Source organism: Microbacterium sp. NPDC055455, from assembly GCF_053619935.1.
In genome coordinates this window covers 437,530-453,121 of sequence record NZ_JBSHLB010000003.1, presented here as the reverse complement: position 1 = coordinate 453,121, position 15,592 = coordinate 437,530, and the positions used below count along the sequence as shown (strand labels likewise).

At 71.0% G+C, this 15,592-nt stretch carries 12 protein-coding genes; 6 read left to right on the top strand and 6 right to left on the bottom strand.

Features of this window, described 5'->3' with window-relative positions; all coding sequences use genetic code 11:
- Positions 1–174 precede the first annotated feature (174 nt).
- Positions 175–1,818: a phosphoglucomutase (alpha-D-glucose-1,6-bisphosphate-dependent) gene (gene pgm, locus ACWGUG_RS11910; RefSeq protein ID WP_336394580.1), complete on the bottom strand. Its 1,644-nt coding sequence runs from the start codon at positions 1,816–1,818 to the stop codon at positions 175–177.
- 205 nt (positions 1,819–2,023) lie between these two features.
- Here pgm and pheA point away from each other — a divergent pair, with 205 nt between their 5' ends.
- A complete protein-coding gene (pheA, locus tag ACWGUG_RS11905) occupies positions 2,024–3,004 on the top strand; it encodes a prephenate dehydratase (RefSeq protein WP_452324774.1) in 981 nt (326 codons plus the stop codon).
- A gap of 16 nt (positions 3,005–3,020) precedes the next feature.
- Here the strand turns inward: pheA and ACWGUG_RS11900 are convergent, their stop codons facing one another.
- The gene (locus ACWGUG_RS11900; RefSeq protein ID WP_452324773.1) at positions 3,021–4,088 is read right to left on the bottom strand and encodes an LLM class flavin-dependent oxidoreductase; all 1,068 of its coding nucleotides are present in this window, start codon (positions 4,086–4,088) and stop codon (positions 3,021–3,023) included.
- A gap of 194 nt (positions 4,089–4,282) precedes the next feature.
- Entirely contained in the window at positions 4,283–5,302 is a 1,020-nt protein-coding gene (locus tag ACWGUG_RS11895; protein ID WP_336394583.1) for a LacI family DNA-binding transcriptional regulator, read from the bottom strand.
- A 144-nt stretch (positions 5,303–5,446) separates the two neighbouring features.
- Here ACWGUG_RS11895 and ACWGUG_RS11890 point away from each other — a divergent pair, with 144 nt between their 5' ends.
- The 4 genes from ACWGUG_RS11890 (at position 5,447) to ACWGUG_RS11875 (ending at position 10,683) form a co-directional block, all read left to right on the top strand.
- Positions 5,447–7,462, top strand: coding sequence for a beta-galactosidase (locus tag ACWGUG_RS11890; RefSeq protein WP_336394584.1), 2,016 nt, complete (start codon positions 5,447–5,449; stop codon positions 7,460–7,462).
- Complete coding sequence (locus ACWGUG_RS11885) at positions 7,459–8,391, top strand: carbohydrate ABC transporter permease (RefSeq protein WP_336394585.1); 933 nt, start codon at positions 7,459–7,461, stop codon at positions 8,389–8,391. Before ACWGUG_RS11890 ends, ACWGUG_RS11885 begins: the two co-directional genes overlap by 4 nt.
- Positions 8,388–9,287 carry a carbohydrate ABC transporter permease gene (locus tag ACWGUG_RS11880; RefSeq protein ID WP_452324772.1) on the top strand — a complete coding sequence of 300 codons (900 nt, stop codon included), beginning with the start codon at positions 8,388–8,390 and terminating at the stop codon, positions 9,285–9,287. The genes ACWGUG_RS11885 and ACWGUG_RS11880 overlap by 4 nt, the downstream gene beginning before the upstream one ends.
- 67 nt (positions 9,288–9,354) lie before the next feature.
- Entirely contained in the window at positions 9,355–10,683 is a 1,329-nt protein-coding gene (locus tag ACWGUG_RS11875) for an ABC transporter substrate-binding protein (protein WP_336394587.1), read from the top strand.
- A 268-nt stretch (positions 10,684–10,951) separates the two neighbouring features.
- Here ACWGUG_RS11875 and ACWGUG_RS11870 read toward each other — a convergent pair whose 3' ends face one another.
- Positions 10,952–11,593: an NADPH-dependent F420 reductase gene (locus ACWGUG_RS11870; RefSeq protein ID WP_452324771.1), complete on the bottom strand. Its 642-nt coding sequence runs from the start codon at positions 11,591–11,593 to the stop codon at positions 10,952–10,954.
- A 114-nt stretch (positions 11,594–11,707) separates the two neighbouring features.
- Here ACWGUG_RS11870 and ACWGUG_RS11865 point away from each other — a divergent pair, with 114 nt between their 5' ends.
- Positions 11,708–12,694 carry an aldo/keto reductase gene (locus ACWGUG_RS11865; protein ID WP_336394589.1) on the top strand — a complete coding sequence of 329 codons (987 nt, stop codon included), beginning with the start codon at positions 11,708–11,710 and terminating at the stop codon, positions 12,692–12,694.
- Positions 12,695–12,745: 51 nt separating this feature from the next.
- Here the strand turns inward: ACWGUG_RS11865 and ACWGUG_RS11860 are convergent, their stop codons facing one another.
- Both ACWGUG_RS11860 and ACWGUG_RS11855 read right to left on the bottom strand, forming a co-directional pair.
- Positions 12,746–14,101 carry a cryptochrome/photolyase family protein gene (locus ACWGUG_RS11860; protein WP_452324770.1) on the bottom strand — a complete coding sequence of 452 codons (1,356 nt, stop codon included), beginning with the start codon at positions 14,099–14,101 and terminating at the stop codon, positions 12,746–12,748.
- An 82-nt stretch (positions 14,102–14,183) separates the two neighbouring features.
- Positions 14,184–15,500: a diacylglycerol/lipid kinase family protein gene (locus ACWGUG_RS11855; RefSeq protein WP_452324769.1), complete on the bottom strand. Its 1,317-nt coding sequence runs from the start codon at positions 15,498–15,500 to the stop codon at positions 14,184–14,186.
- Between the last annotated feature and the right edge of the window lie 92 nt (positions 15,501–15,592).

The following is a 15,592-nucleotide window of genomic DNA, read 5'->3' as shown; positions in this document are numbered from 1 at the left end:
CTTCATGAGGCAAGCCGCCTTGATCTTGTTGGTTATTCTCTTTCTCTTGGGCTTGTCCCTGATCATCCTCGGCCCGGCGTCGTGGGGGCTCGCCGCGGGGGCTGCCCGGCGTCGTTCGGTCCGGGGAGCCCGGCGTCAGGCGCCGGCGACGTGCCGCCCGGGGAGCGGCCGGCGTCAGGCGCCGGCGATGGCAGCGGCTACCACCTCGCGCGCCTCGGCCTGCACCTGCGCCAGGTGCTCGGGACCGCGCAGCGACTCGGCGTAGAGCTTGTACACGTCCTCGGTGCCCGACGGCCGCGCGGCGAACCACGCGTGCTCGGTCTGCACCTTGAGCCCGCCGATCGCGGCGCCGTTGCCCGGCGCGTGCGAGAGCTTGGCGGTGATCGGCTCGCCGGCGAGCTCGGTCGCCGACACCGACTCGGGCGCCAGCTTCGCCAGCGCCGCCTTCTGCGCGGCGGAGGCCGGGGCGTCGACGCGCTGATACGCCGACGCACCGAACTCGGCCTCGAGCTCCGCGTAGCGCTGCGAAGGGGTCTTGCCCGTCACCGCCAGGATCTCGGCGGCGAGGAGGCAGAGCAGGATGCCGTCCTTGTCGGTCGTCCAGACGGTGCCGTCCTTGCGGAGGAAGGACGCGCCCGCCGACTCCTCGCCTCCGAAGGCGACGGAGCCGTCCAGGAGCCCGGGGACGAACCACTTGAACCCGACCGGCACCTCGAGCAGGGCGCGGCCCAGCGACCCGGCCACGCGGTCGATGATCATCGAGCTGACGAGGGTCTTGCCGATCGCGGCATCCGTCGGCCATTCCGGACGATGCGAGTAGAGATAGTCGATCGCGACGGCCAGGTAGTGGTTGGGGTTCATCAGCCCGGCGTCGGGGGTGACGATGCCGTGCCGGTCGGCGTCGGCGTCGTTGCCGGTGAGGATGTCGTACTCGTGGCGGCGGCCGATGAGCCCGGCCATGGCCGACGGCGACGACGGATCCATGCGGATCTTCTCGTCCCAGTCGAGGGTCATGAACTTCCACGTCGGGTCGACGTCGGGGTTCACGACGGTCAGGTCGAGGCCGTGCACCTCGGCGATGAGCGCCCAGTACTCGACCGACGCGCCGCCCAGCGGGTCGGCGCCGATGCGCACGCCGGCCGAGCGGATCGCGTCGACGTCGATGATGGTCGCGAGGTCGCGGACGTAGGCGTCACGGAAGTCGTACTGGCCGAGCGTGTCGCCGTCGAGGTCCTTGAACGGCGTGCGCTCGACGCCCTCGAGGCGGGCCGCGATGAGCTCGTTCGCGCGGTCCGCGATCCAGCCGGTGGCGTCCGTGTCGGCCGGTCCGCCGTTCGGCGGGTTGTACTTGAAGCCGCCGTCGCGCGGCGGGTTGTGGCTGGGCGTCACGACGATGCCGTCCGCGCGGCCCGGGTCGGCGGCATCCCGCCCGCGGTTGTAGGTCAGGATGGCGTGACTGAGTGCCGGCGTGGGCACCCACGAGTCGCGGGCGTCGACGCGGACGTCGATGCCGTTCGCCACGAGCACCTCGATCGCGCTCCGCTCGGCGGGCAGGGAGAGACCGTGGGTGTCGCGGCCGAGGAAGAGCGGCCCCTCGATGCCCTGCGCCCGGCGGTAGTCCACGATCGCCTGGGTCGTGGCGAGGATGTGGGTCTCGTTGAAGCTTCCCGACAGGGAGGAGCCGCGGTGCCCGCTCGTTCCGAACACGACGCGCTGCTCGGGAGCGGCGGGATCGGGTACGACGTCGTAGTACGCGGCGATCAGCTCATCGATGTCGATGAGGTCGGAAGCTTCAGCGGGCTGTCCTGCTCGACTCATGCGTCCCAGTCTGCCCGCCCGCCGGTCCCGCTGCACAGGCTTGACCCGGTATGACGCGTACCGTACGCAGGACCGGTCCTCGGGGCGCGGCTCCCAGGCCGCGGATTTCCGCGGCCGACGGCCGATCCGAACGGCTCCGGTCCTGCGAACGGTACGCCGCCGGCGGCCGACAGCTGGTCGCGCGCACCGGGATAGGCTGGCACGCGTGACTTCCGAGGCCGCCGCCCCCGGGGCATCCGCTCCCGCCCGCCGCACCTACAGCTATCTGGGTCCCGCCGGCACGTTCACCGAGGCGGCGCTCGCGCAGGTGCCCGAGGCTCGCGGACACGAGTGGCGGCCGGTGCGCAACGTGGGCGAGGCCCTGGCCGACGTGGTCGACGGCCGGTCCGACGCGGCCATGATCGCGATCGAGAACTCCGTCGACGGCGGCGTCTCGACCGCGCAGGACGCGCTGGCGACGGTGCCGGGCCTGCGGATCGTCGGGGAGTACCTGGTTCCCGTCGAGTTCGTGCTCGTGGGCCGCCCCGGCACCCGGCTCGACGACGTCTCGCTCATCGCCGCGCACCCGGTCGCATACGCCCAGTGCCTACAGTGGCTCTCGCGGGCGCTGCCGGCCCATGCGCACGTCCCGGCCGCGAGCAACGTCGCCAGCGCCATGGGGCTGCTCGACGGGTCGAGCGACGCGGATGCCGCGATCGCGCCTCCGGGGATCCTCGAGCACCACGAGCTCGAACTGCTCGCCTCGAACATCGGCGACAACGCCAACGCGGTCACGCGCTTCGTCCTGGTGAGCCGGACGGTCGTCCCGCCGCCCCCCACCGGTGCAGACAAGACGTCGCTGATCGTCGAGCTGCCCGACGACCATCCCGGCGCGCTGCTGGAGATGCTCGAGCAGTTCGCGACCCGCGGCATCAACCTCTCGCTGCTCGCCTCGCGTCCGATCGGCGACGAGCTCGGCCGGTACCGCTTCGTCGTCGACGCCGACGGCCACCTCGAGGACGAGCGCATGGCCGACGCGCTCCTCGGGCTGCGCCGCTTCAGCCCGAGGGTCACGTTCCTCGGCTCGTACCCGCGCGCGGACCGCGCCGTCGTGCACTACCCCGAGCGCTACGCCGACGACGTGTTCGTCGAGGCGCGGGACTGGCTGCGCGGCCTCATCTCCGGAGAGCCGGAGACGCAGGACTGAGACCGGCTCGGCCGGGTCACCCCAGGTCGTACTCGGCGGCGAGCAGCTCGAGGGTCTGCAGGCGGCCGGGCGCGGCATCCATCGGCTCTTCCTCGTACGACCCTGCGATGGGCGAGATCATGATCTCGTCGACGCCGTGCTGTGCGGCGAAGGAGCGGAGATCGGATGCCACCGCCGACGGCGTCCCCACGAACCACTTCGCGCGCGCCGACGCCATGAACGTCTCACCCAGGCCGGCGAACTCGGCGGCGTTCGCGATCGAGTGCTCCACCGTCTCGAGGGCGACCAAGGGACGGTTCGTGCGCAGCCGTGCCGTCATGCGGAGGTTCGGGAGCGCGCGCTCATCGGCCTCGCCCTGCGTGGGTGCCACGAGCACATTCGCGGTGAGGAAGGTGCGTGGAGCGGCGAGGGTCTCGGAGGGCACGAACGCCGACCGGTACCGGTCGAGGGCGCGCTCGAGGCCCTCGCCCGAGAAGTGGTTGGCGAACACGTAGGGCAGACCCAGCGCCGCGGCCAGCTGCGCCGAGTAGTCGCTCGAGCCCAGCAGCCACACCTCGGGCGTCGTCGTGGCTGCGGGCGTCGCGTGCACGTCGTACGTGCCGCCCGAGGTGAACCGCAGGGCGGCGCCGTCGGGCGCGACGAGGCGCAGGATGTCGCGCACGAGGTCGGGGAAGCGCTCGACGTCGCTCGTGGTGCCGCTCTGGCGGAGCAGCTGGCTGATGACGGGATCGGAGCCCGGCGCGCGGCCGAGACCCAGGTCGATGCGACCCGGAGCCAGCGCCTCGAGCGCCGCGAACTGCTCGGCCACCACGAGGGGGGAGTGGTTGGGGAGCATGACGCCGCCGGACCCCAGCCGGATGTGCGACGTGCGCGCCGCCGCTGCGGCGGCCAGCACCGGAGGCGTCGTCGAAGCCACCGCCGGCATGTTGTGGTGCTCGGCGAACCAGTAGCGGCGGTATCCGAGCCGGTCGGCGGCGTCGACGAGGGCGAGGGATGCCGCGACCGCCTGTGCGCTGGTCTGCCCGGTGCGCACCGGGACGAGGTCGAGGACGGACAGGGCCGGGGCGGAGGTGGCGGTGCTCATCGCTGTAGCCAACCTCCGCCCCGGCCGTCGCATTCCGCGCGTGCCGCGTTCGAGGCCGCAGGCCTCCGGCCCGGGGTTTCGCGGATCCGGAATTCGGGCATTCCGCGCCTTTCCGGAGCCTCGGGGTCCCAGGGCTCCGGAAAGCGGCCAGAAGTCCGATTTCCGGAGCAGCGAGCCGGCTGGCGCAATCCGGGTCAGGCGGACTCGCGCCACACGACGGGGCACGCCAGGACGCTGCCCCCTGTGCCGGGATCCTCGCCGCGCAGCTGGCGCAGCACGGACTCCGCGGCGGCCCGCCCGAGTTCGTTCGCCGGCTGGTGGACCGTCGACAGGGGCGGGTCGCAGCGCAGAGCCCAGGAGCTGTCGTCGAACCCGACGATGCCCACGTCGCGGGGCACGACTTTGCCCGCGGACTGGAGGACGTCCATCGCCCCGGCGGCCACCGCGTCGCTGGACGCGAAGACGCCGTCGATGTCGGGCACGCGGTCCAGGAGCGCCCGCATGCCCGCCTGGCCGTCGGAGTACGAGTACAGCGGAACGCTCTGCACGAGCTGAGGGTCGAACCGATGGCCGAGGGCGTCGACGAAGCCCGCAAGTCGATCGGAGCCCGAGTCCCGGTCGAGGGCTGCGGCGATCATGCCGATGCGGTGCCGCCCGGTCGCGGCCAGGCGGCTGGTGATCTCGCGCGCGGCGCCGCGGTTGTCGATGGCCACGTAGGCGGCATCCCCGATGTCCCGCGGGTGACCCACGAAAGCGGCGGGAAGTCCGAGGTCGGCGATCGCGCGCGTGATGGGGTCTCCGACGCGGGCCGAGACGATGATCACGCCGTCGATCAGTCCGCCGCTCAGGTAGCGGGCGAGGCGCTCGATGTCGCGGGTGGTGTCGGCGATCATGAACGACAGCTGGTAGTCGGCATCCGAGAGGGCGGCGTTCGCGCCGAGCAGGATCGACCCGATGTTCGGATCTTCGACGAAGAGCGAATGCGGCTCGTGGACGATCAGCCCGATCGCCTGCGAACTCTGCATCACGAGGCTGCGCGCCGCGCGGTTGGGAACGAAGCCGACCTTCGCGATGGCGGCGTCGATGGCCGTGCGGGCCTCGTCCGAGACGTAGGGCTGCCCGTTGAGCACGCGGCTGACCGTGCCTCGCGACACCCCGGCCTCGATCGCGACGTCTTTCACCGTCGCCCGACGCTTGCGTCCCGTGGTCTCCACGCGAACATCGTATGTGCACGCGCACACACTTGCAGGACCCGATTGACAAGACACGCGGGCCTGCATACTCTGTACACGTTCACAGAACCTCAGCGCAGAGGAATCTCGCTCGGATCTGTGCACGTTCACAGATCCGAGGAGAGCATGAAGGTCCCCGCCCGCCCCTTCGCCCATGAGGGCATCGCGTTCGGCTGCGATTACAACCCCGAACAGTGGACCCCCGAGGTATGGGACGAAGACATCACCCTCATGCGTGAGGCCGGCGTCGATCTCGTGGCCATCAACATCTTCGGCTGGTCGCACGTCGAGCCGCGGGAGGGCGAGTTCGACTTCGCACGCCTCGACGACATCATCAGCAGGCTCCATGCGGCGGGGATCCGCGTCAACCTCGGCACGGGGACCGCCTCACCGCCGGCGTGGCTGGCGCGGTCGCACCCCGAGATCCTCCCGATGGCAGAGGACGGCACCCGCCGGTATCCGGGCGGGCGTCAGGCGTGGTGCCCCAGCTCGCCCGTCTTCCGTGCCGCCGCGCTCCGCCTCGTCGATGCCGTGGCCGGTCGCTACGGCAGCCACCCCGCCGTCGAGCTCTGGCACGTCTCCAATGAACTCGGCTGCCACAACGCGCTGTGCTACTGCGACGACAGCGCCGCCGCGTTCCGCGGCTGGCTGCGTCGCAAGTACACGACGCTCGACGCGCTCAACGATGCGTGGGGGACCGCCTTCTGGAGCCAGACCTACGGCGATTGGGACGAGATCCTCCCGCCCCGCGCCACGATCTCGACACGCAACCCCGGGCAGTTCCTCGACTTCCACCGCTTCAGCTCCGACGAACTGCTCTCGTACTACCGCGCCGAGGCCGACGCGATCCGGGCGGTGAGCGACGTGCCCATCACGACGAACTTCATGGTCACGGCGCACATCGAGAACCTCGACTACTGGTCGTGGGCCGCCGACATGGACGTCATCGCCAACGACCACTACCTCGACCACCGACTCGCGACCCCGACCGTGGAGCTCGCGTTCGCGGCCGACCTCTCACGCGGTCTCGGCCGGGGCGCCCCCTGGATCCTCATGGAGCACTCGACGGGCGCCGTGAACTGGCAGCCGTTGAACAAGCCCAAGGCTCCGGGCGAGATCCTGCGCAACTCGCTGACCCATGTGGCGCGGGGCGCGGACGGCGTGTGCTTCTTCCAGTGGCGCGCCTCCGTCCAGGGCAGCGAGAAGTTCCACTCGGCGATGCTCCCGCACGCCGGCACGGACAGCGCCGTCTGGCGCGAGGTGGTGGAGCTCGGCGGGATCGTCGATCGCATCGGGGAGGTGGCCGGCAGTCGCGTCGAAGCAGACGTCGCGCTGGTCTTCTCGTGGGAATCGTGGTGGGCGACCCAGACCGAGTCCCGCCCCAGTCAGGCGCTCGGCTACCTCGACCAGGTCCACGCCGCCTACGGAGCGCTCCACGCGCTCGGTCTCACGGTCGATGTCGTGCCACCGGGCGCCGACCTCTCGGCCTACGGGCTCGTGGTGGTCCCCGGGCTGCACCTCGTACGCGCCGGCGAGGCGGCGGTCATCACCGACTGGATCGCCGCGGGCGGCACCGCTCTCGTCACCTTCTACAGCGGCACGGTCGACGAGAAGGACCGCGTCTGGACGGGCGGCTACACCGGGCCCTTCCGGGACGCGCTCGGCATCCGCATCGAGGAGTTCGCGCCGGTGGCACCCGATGCGTCGCTCGCCCTCTCGGACGGTGCCACCGCCCGCCTGTGGTCGGAGCGCTCGCGCACCACCACGGCCGAGATCGAGGCATCCTTCGTCGACGGGCCGGCAGCCGGCCATCCCGCCGTCACCCGCAACACGTGGGGCGGCGGAGAGGCGTGGTATCTCGCCACGCTGCCCGATCCCGCGGACTACCGGTCACTGCTCGCCCGCATCGCCGAACGGGCGGGCGTGCGTCCGGCGGCAGAAGTGCGCGGACCCGAGGGCGCCGTGGAGATCGTGCGCCGGCGGGGAGCGGATGCCTCGTACCTGTTCATCGTCAACCACTCGGAGTCCGACGCGGAGCTCACCGCGACCGGATTCGAGCTCGTCACCGGGATGCCGGCTGCCGGATGCGTCAGCGTGCCCGGCGGCGCCGTGCGCATCATCAGAGAGGAGGCGGCCGCATGACCGCCACAGAGGTCCTCGTCACGCGGGGCGGGAAGACTCCGCGCGAGGGGAAGCCGCCGCGTCGCAGGACGCCGCACAAGGGCGCGATCGCGATCTTCACCGGTCCGTTCAGCATCCTGTTCCTGCTGTTCTACCTGATCCCCATCGGCTACGCCGTCTACCAGTCGCTGCTCGTCGTCGAGCGCGACGGCCTCTACGGCGAACCGCGAGAGGTCTTCGGCGGCCTGACCCAGTACGTCCAGGTGTTCCAGAACGCCCCGTTCTGGGAATCCGTTTGGCGCGTGCTGCTGTTCGGTGTCGTGCAGGTGCCGGTGATGCTCGGGCTCGCCCTGCTCTTCGCACTGCTCCTGGACTCCCCGGCTCTCAAGGGCAAGAGGTTCTTCCGGCTGGCGTTCTTCGCCCCCTACGCCGTGCCGGGCGTCATCGCCGCGATCATGTGGGGCTTCCTCTACTCGCCGAACCTGTCGCCGTTCACGGACGTGACCCGGACGATCGACTTCCTCTCGCCGGAGCTCGTGCTCTGGTCGATCGCGAACGTCGTGACGTGGGTCTTCGTCGGCTACAACATGCTGATCATCTATTCGGCGCTCCTGGCGATCCCGTCCGAGGTGTACGAGGCGGCACGGCTGGACGGTGCGGGGCAGATCCGCATCGCGTGGTCGATCAAGATTCCGATGGTGGCCCCCGCGCTCATCCTTACGACCGTCTTCTCGATCATCGGAACGCTGCAGCTGCTGGCCGAGCCGCAGGTGTTCCGGTCGTTCAGCGCCGCGGTCTCGTCCACGTACACCCCGAACATGACCATCTACGCGACGAACTCGATCCCGAACCCCTATCTGGCCGCCGCGTTCTCGGTGGTCCTCGCTCTCGCGACGTTCGTGCTGTCGTTCGCGTTCCTCAAGTTCACCCAGCGGAAGGCCGAGCAATGAGCCTGCTGACACGTACGCGCGGCGCGACCGCCGATGACCTCGCCCCCTCGCGCGGGCCCCGGGAGAGCATCCTCTCGCGCGGTGCGGCGCTGCTGGTCATGGGCGTGTTCACGCTCTACTTCCTGATGCCGATCTGGTGGCTGTTCATCGCGTCGACCAAGGATCGCAGCGACCTTCTGAGCACGAACCCGCTGTGGTTCGCCGATCTCAACCTCTTCGCGAACATCGGGGATCTCCTGTCCTTCGGCGACGGCATCTACCTGCGGTGGATCCTCAACAGCCTCGGCTACGCGGGGCTCGGCGCGCTGCTGGCGACCGTGTTCGCCGGCATGTGCGGCTACGCGCTGGCCAAGTACCGCTTCCGCGGCCGCGAGGTCTACTTCAACGTCGTGCTGGGCGGCGTGCTCGTCCCCGCGACGGCACTCGCTCTGCCCCTCTTCCTGCTGTTCAGCCAGGTGAACCTGACGAACACCTTCTGGGCGGTGCTGCTGCCCAGCATCGTCAGCCCGTTCGGCGTGTATCTGAGCCGCATCTACGCCGCGGCATCCGTTCCCGACGAGCTCGTCGAAGCAGGCCGGATCGACGGAGCGGGGGAGGTGCGCACGTTCTTCACCGTGTCGATGCGCCTGATGATGCCCGCGCTCATCACGGTCTTCCTCTTCCAGTTCGTGGCCATCTGGAACAACTTCTTCCTGCCGCTGATCATGCTGCGCAGCGAGGAGCTCTTCCCGGTCACCTACGGCCTCTACACGTGGAACACCCAGCTCAACCAGATCCCCGAGCTGCGCACCTACGTCCTGGTCGGCTCGTTCCTGTCGATCGTGCCGCTCATCATCGCATTCCTCCTCCTTCAGCGCTTCTGGCGCAACGGACTCGGCACCGGGTCCGTGAAGTGAGCCCGCCGGAGGGCGCCGCCCACCGGCATCCCTGTAATCCCGCACCACCCACCAAGTAAGGAAGATCATGCAGCACACCAAGAGGGCAGTCGCCACCGGCGTCGCACTGCTCAGCGCGCTGGCGCTGGCCGGATGCACCTCCGCGAGCACCGGAGGCGGTGACGCGGAGGCCGCAGCCTGCACCCCCGCAGGCGAGGACGTCACGCTGGAGTTCACGTCATGGATCCCCGGCATCGAAGACGTCGTCGCGCTGTGGAACGAGGAGAACCCCGACATCCAGGTCGAGGTCCAGACCGGACCCAACGGCAACTCCGGCACCTACCAGAGCTTCTTCAGCCAGCTGGAGGCCGGCAACGCGCCCGACCTCGGCCAGATCGAGTACGACGCGCTGTCGAGCTTCCGCGTGCAGGACGGGCTCGAGGATCTGTCGGCGTGCGAGGACGTCGTGGCGGCCGAGAGCGAGTTCATCCCGTGGACGTGGGGCCAGGTGACGCTCGGCGGCGACGGCGTCTACGGCGTTCCGCAGGACTCCGGTCCCATGGCGCTCTTCTACCGAGCCGACCTCTTCGAGGCGAACGGCATCGCCGTGCCGACGACGTGGGAGGAGTACAAGGAGGCAGCGAAGGCGGTGCGCGCCGCGGGCGGCTACATCACCAACTTCTCGACCGCCGACATCAACCAGTTCGCGGGCTTCGTCTGGCAGGCGAACGGCGACTGGTTCTCCAACGACGGCGAGGAGTGGACCGTCGATCTGACCGGCGACCAGTCCACCACCGTGGCCGACTACTGGCAGCAGCTCCTCGACGAGGACCTCGTGGCCACGTACCCGGCATGGACGGAGGAATGGAACAACGCGTACAACTCCGGCGAGGTCTGGACGTGGAACTCTGCCGTGTGGGGCGCGAACTCCATCTCGTCCGGTGCACCCGACACCGCCGGCAACTGGGCCGTCGCCCCGTCCCCGCAGTGGGAGGCCGGCGGCGAGAGCGCCGGCAACTGGGGCGGCTCCTCGATCGCCGTCTTCAAGGGCACAGACCACCTCTACGAGGCGGCCAAGTTCGCCCTCTGGCTCAACACCTCCGATGAGGCGCTGACCGCACTCAACCAGTCCGCGAACATCTACCCCGCCACGACGGCCGGCCTGCAGCTGCCGTCGCTTCAGGAGGGCGTGGAGTTCTACGGCGGCCAGAAGATCTACGACGTGTTCGCCGCGGCCGCGGAGCAGGTCAACCCCGACTTCGTGTGGGGCCCGACCATGACGCAGACGTACGCCGACGTCTCGGACGGCTTCCAGAAGGCGGTCACCGGTCAGGGCACGCTGCTCGAGGCGCTCGAATCCGCGCAGGAGTCGACGATCTCGACGCTCGAGGCCCAGTCGATCCCGGTCGCGCAGTAACGCGATCCGCACGCCGCGCCGCGGGAGCCCTCGGGCTTCCGCGGCGCGGCCGTGTCTCCGGTCCCAGGCGTTCCGCTCCCCGCGGGTCGCCCTCCCGCGGATCCGGAAATCGGAGAATCGCCCGCATTCCGGAGCCGTAGGGCCCGAGGACTCCGGAAACCGGCGAGAAGTCCGATTTCCGGAGCCGCGCCCGCGCCGGAGCCGTGCCGTAGCCGCGCCGGACGCGCGCCGGATCCGCAGCGGCGCCCGCGCGCCGCGCGGTGGCGGGTCAGGGCAGCCGGTTCGCCTTGGCGAGGTTCGCGCGCAGCTCGGCCGCCGTCTGCCGGGCGACGTAGGCCGGGCGATCGCGCTCCAGGCGCCAGGACTCGCTCAGCGGGCCGGCGCTCACGGTGTCGAACCCGAGCGCGTCGTAGACGCCGGTGACGAACTCGACGGCCTCGGGGACGTCGCTCGCGGTGCCGAGCGCGCGCCGGTCCGGGTCGCCCGCCGGCAGACCGTCGGCGTTGATGTCGGAGGCGTAGAGGTGGTTGAAGGCCTTGACGACCTTCGACGTGGGGAGGTGGTCCTGAAGCAGCTGCGACGTGGTGGTCTCGCCGCGGTCCAGGGCGTCGACGTGCCCGTCGCGCTCGAAGTAGTAGTTGTTGGTGTCGAGCACGATCTTGCCGGCCAGGGGCTCGACCGGCACGTCCTTCAGCGCCTTCAGCGGCACCGTGACGACGGCGATGTCGGCGGCGGCGGCCGCCTCCTCCGCGGTCGCGGCGGTGACCTTCGGACCCAGCTCGGCCACGAGGCCGGTGAGGGTCTCGGGGCCCCGCGAGTTCGAGATCACGACGTCGTAGCCCAGTCCGGAGAAGGCGCGGGCGAGCGCGCTGCCGATGTGTCCTGCACCGATGATTCCGATCGTTGTCATGTCGGCCCGCAACCGCGGGGAGCCTCCGCCCATTCCGCCGACGACCCGGAAAGTAACCGGGAAACGTTTCCGCAAACCGGCCCGGACGCCGCCCGGCCGTGTGACGATGTCCGAATGGACTACGTGCACCTCGGACGAACAGGCACCTCCGTCTCGCGGATCGTGCTGGGAACGATGAACTTCGGCGACCGCACCTCGGAAGAGGACTCGTTCGCGATCATGGACCGCGCACTGGAGCTCGGCGTGAACTTCTTCGACACCGCGAACGGCTACGGCGGGGCCGGCGGCCGCGGGCGGACGGAGGAGATCATCGGGCGGTGGCTGCAGGCCCGCCGTGGCGTGCGCGACGACATCGTGCTGGCGACCAAGGTGCACTCGCCGATGGTCGACCCGACGCCCGACGGCGACGTCGTGAACGCCCGCGGCGCGTCCGCGTGGCAGGTGCGGCGCGAGGCCGTCGGCTCGCTGCGGCGCCTGCAGACCGACCGGATCGACCTCTACCAGTTCCACCACATCGACCGCCACATCTCCTGGGAGGAGCTGTGGCAGTCGATGGAGGTCCTCGTCGCCCGCGGCGAGGTCGTCTACACCGGCAGCTCCAACTTCGCGGCGTGGAACATCGCCCAGGCGAACGAGATCGCCAAGCAGCGCCACTTCCTCGGCCTGGTGAGCGAGCAGTCGCTGTACAACCTCGTGCAGCGCTCGATCGAGCTCGAGGTCATCCCGGCGGCGCAGAACTACGGGCTCGGCATCCTGCCCTGGTCGCCGCTTGCCGGCGGGCTGCTCAGCGGCGGGTCCACCGACGCGAAGGCGCGCTCGGCCGGGGAGCGCATCACCTCGCAGCGCGAGGAGCGCCGCGACCAGCTCGACGCCTACGAGCGCTTCGCTCAGGAGCGCGGCTGGACGCCCTCGGCGCTGGGTCTCGCGTGGCTGCTGCACCAGCCGGGCGTCACCGGGCCGATCATCGGCCCGCGCACCGTGGAGCAGCTGGAGTCGGCCGTCTCGGCGCTGGAGATCCGGCTGAGCGAGGACGACCTGCAGGCGCTCGACGAGCTGTTCCCCGGCCCGGGTGGACAGGCGCCGGAGGCCTACGCCTGGTAGCCCCGGCAGCCCACCCGCCACGGCACCCACCCGCCGAAGCCCCGCCCGAGTTCAGCGGCGGGCGGCGCGCTTGACGTGCTCGTACGCGTCCAGCGCCGCCCGCCGCGTCTCGCCGAGGTCGACGATCGGCGCGGGCGCGTCGCCCGAGAGGTGCTCCGGCGCCCACTCGCGCACGTAGAGCCCGTCGGGGTCGAACTTCTTCGCCTGCAGCTCGGGGTTGAAGATGCGGAAGTACGGCGCCGCGTCGGCGCCCGACCCCGCGACCCACTGCCAGTTGAACGCGTTGTTGGCGCCGTCGGCGTCGACGAGCGTGTCCCAGAACCACTCCTCGCCGCGCCGCCAGTCGATGAGCAGGTTCTTGATGAGGAAGGATGCCGCGACCATCCGCACGCGGTTGTGCATGTAGCCCGTGCGCCAGAGCTCCTTCATGCCCGCGTCGACGAGGGCGACGCCGGTGCGGCCGTGCTGCCAGGCCTCCAGGGCGCTGGGCTTCAGGCGCGGCCACGGGAACGCGTCGAACTCGGGGCGCAGGTTCCTCGTCGCGAGGTCGGGGTGGTGGTACAGGATGTGCCAGGCGAACTCCCGCCAGCCGAGCTCCGACAGGAACCGCCCGCCGTTCCCGGCCGCGACAGTCTCGTGCCACACCGTGTGCGGGCTGACCTCGCCCCATCGCAGCCGGGGTGACAGCAGCGACGTCGCACCGGCAGCGGGCTCGTCGCGGGCGCGGTCGTAGCTCGCCAGGTCGTCGCGCAGGAACTCGCGCAGCCGCCGGCGCGCGGCGGGCTCGCCGGGCTCCCACGTGTCGCGCAGCCCGGCCGCCCAGTCGGGCGCGGTGGGCAGCAGCGACCAGTCGTCGAGGGCGTCGGATGCCGCGGCCCGGCGCGGCCCCGGCACCTCGCGCGGCTCGGGGAGGGGGTCCCGTGGTGACGGCAGGGCCTGGCACGCGCGCCAGAACGGCGAGTACACCGAGAACGGCGTACCGGCCCCGGTCTTCACCGTCCACGGTTCGAACAGCAGCGACGCGGCGAACGATGCGACGTCGACGCCGTCGTCGCGGAGGGCGGCCTTGAGCCCCGCGTCGATGTCGCGCTCCGGTCCGCCGTAGCGCCGGTTCCAGAAGACGGCACCGGCCGCGGCATCCGTCACCGTCTCGCGCACCACGCGGTCGGCCGGACCGCGCCGCAGCACCAGTGTCCCGCCCCGCTCCCGCAGGCGCTCGCCGAGCGAGGCGAGGGAGTGGTGCAGCCACCACCGGGCGGCGCCGCCGAGCGGGCGCACGCCGGGGCTCTCGTCGTCGAGCACGTAGAGGCCGATGACGGGCTCGTCGCGGTCGAGCGCCGCGCGCAGCGCCGGATTGTCGGCGAGGCGCAGGTCGTCGCGGAACCACACGATCGAGGGTCCGGGCATGGGAGTCATCCTGCCCCGCGCGGGAGCCGGCGAGGCGGTCTTGACAAGATCGCCTCGCGCCGGTCCGCGCTCACGCGGAGGCTCAGAGGTCGTCGGTGGAGTGGCCCTTGGGCACCACGACCAGGAGCGCCGCCGGCTCCACGCGGGTCTTCACCGAGAGGGCTTCGCCGAACTCGTCGCCGTCCAGCTGCACCGGCTGCGCTTCCCGCGTCGCGAGTTCGATGCCCGCGCCGCGCGAGTACAGCACCGAGTTGTCCTTGGTGCGCAGCGACAGCACGCGGCGCCCGGTGCGGAAGCGTCGCAGGAAGCTGTTGTCCCACGCCACCCGGCGCCATACGAACAGCCAGCCGAACGGCCCCTTCGGCTGGAAGATGACGATGTCCAGAGCGCCGTCGGCGACGGATGCCTCGGGGATGAGCTCGAGTCCCGCCGGTAGCTTGCCGCAGTTGGCGAACAGCACGCTCTGCACCCGGGACGAGTGCAGGCGGTGTCCGGGCAGCTCGTAGACGACGCGGAACGGCTTGGCGCTGGGGAGTGCCCGTGCCGCGCCGTCGACGTACGCGACCCATCCGACGGTCTTCTTCAGCTGCGGGTTGGTGTTGGCGATCATCGCGGCGTCGAGGCCGATGCCGCCCATCACCACGAACGCGTGCTCGGCCGTCGTGCCGTCGGGCCGGGCGAGCTCGCTCCACCCGACGTCCATCGGCATCGTGTCGCCGTCGAAGACCGCGCGCACCATCGCCTCGGGCTCGGCCAGCGGCAGCCTGAGGTTGCGGGCGAGCAGGTTGCCGGTGCCGCTGGGGACGATGGACAGCGGCACGCCGCTCCCGCTCATGGCCTCGGACACGGCGCGCACGGTGCCGTCGCCGCCGGCCACCAGCACGGCGTCGACGCCCTCATCGAGCGCCTGGCGCGTCACGTCGTCGCCGAGGTCATCGACCGTCGTCTCGTAGAAGAGGGGCTCCGACCAGCCGGCCTCCGCGGCAAGCCGCGTCACCGTCTGACGCAGGGCGTCGGCGTCGACCTTCGTCGGGTTGTAGACCAGGGCCGCCTTCGGGGACGGACGCTCGGCGCCCTCCTCCATCGGGCGTGGCTCGCCCTCCGGGCCCACGCGCCGCGCCTCGCCGGGCTCGCCATCGGCGGTGTCGGGCTCGACGTCCTGCGGCTCGTGAATCACATCGTCGGGCTCGGCCGCCCGAGCCGGGTCGGGCGCATTCTCCTCGCCCGCGTCGGCCGTGGCCGAGGCGTCGGCCGCAGCGGCATCCGTCCCGTCGGCTGCCACATCGGCGAGATCGAGCTCCTCGGTCGAGGGGCCGTCGGCGTAGACGGCGTCGGCCGGGTGAGGGGTCAGATCGTCGTCGCGCGCAGGGCCCTCGCCCGATCCGGATACCGCTGCCATGTCGTACAGATTAGGTCCCGGAATGGTCCGCGCGGTGCAAACCGGTGCGCGACCGGGCAGCCGGATGCCGGTGCGCGGGCGCCGACTAAGCT

Excerpts from the sequence above, each read along its gene's own strand:
- ACWGUG_RS11860 (WP_452324770.1), bottom strand. The coding sequence starts at position 14,101 with ATGCCCGGACCCTCGATCGTGTGGTTCCGCGACGACCTGCGCCTCGCC.
- ACWGUG_RS11890 (WP_336394584.1), top strand. The coding sequence starts at position 5,447 with ATGAAGGTCCCCGCCCGCCCCTTCGCCCATGAGGGCATCGCGTTCGGC.
- ACWGUG_RS11900 (WP_452324773.1), bottom strand. The coding sequence starts at position 4,088 with ATGAGCACCGCCACCTCCGCCCCGGCCCTGTCCGTCCTCGACCTCGTC.
- ACWGUG_RS11855 (WP_452324769.1), bottom strand. The coding sequence starts at position 15,500 with ATGGCAGCGGTATCCGGATCGGGCGAGGGCCCTGCGCGCGACGACGAT.
- ACWGUG_RS11870 (WP_452324771.1), bottom strand. The coding sequence starts at position 11,593 with ATGACAACGATCGGAATCATCGGTGCAGGACACATCGGCAGCGCGCTC.
- ACWGUG_RS11875 (WP_336394587.1), top strand. The coding sequence starts at position 9,355 with ATGCAGCACACCAAGAGGGCAGTCGCCACCGGCGTCGCACTGCTCAGC.
- ACWGUG_RS11865 (WP_336394589.1), top strand. The coding sequence starts at position 11,708 with ATGGACTACGTGCACCTCGGACGAACAGGCACCTCCGTCTCGCGGATC.
- pgm (WP_336394580.1), bottom strand. The coding sequence starts at position 1,818 with ATGAGTCGAGCAGGACAGCCCGCTGAAGCTTCCGACCTCATCGACATC.
- ACWGUG_RS11880 (WP_452324772.1), top strand. The coding sequence starts at position 8,388 with ATGAGCCTGCTGACACGTACGCGCGGCGCGACCGCCGATGACCTCGCC.
- ACWGUG_RS11885 (WP_336394585.1), top strand. The coding sequence starts at position 7,459 with ATGACCGCCACAGAGGTCCTCGTCACGCGGGGCGGGAAGACTCCGCGC.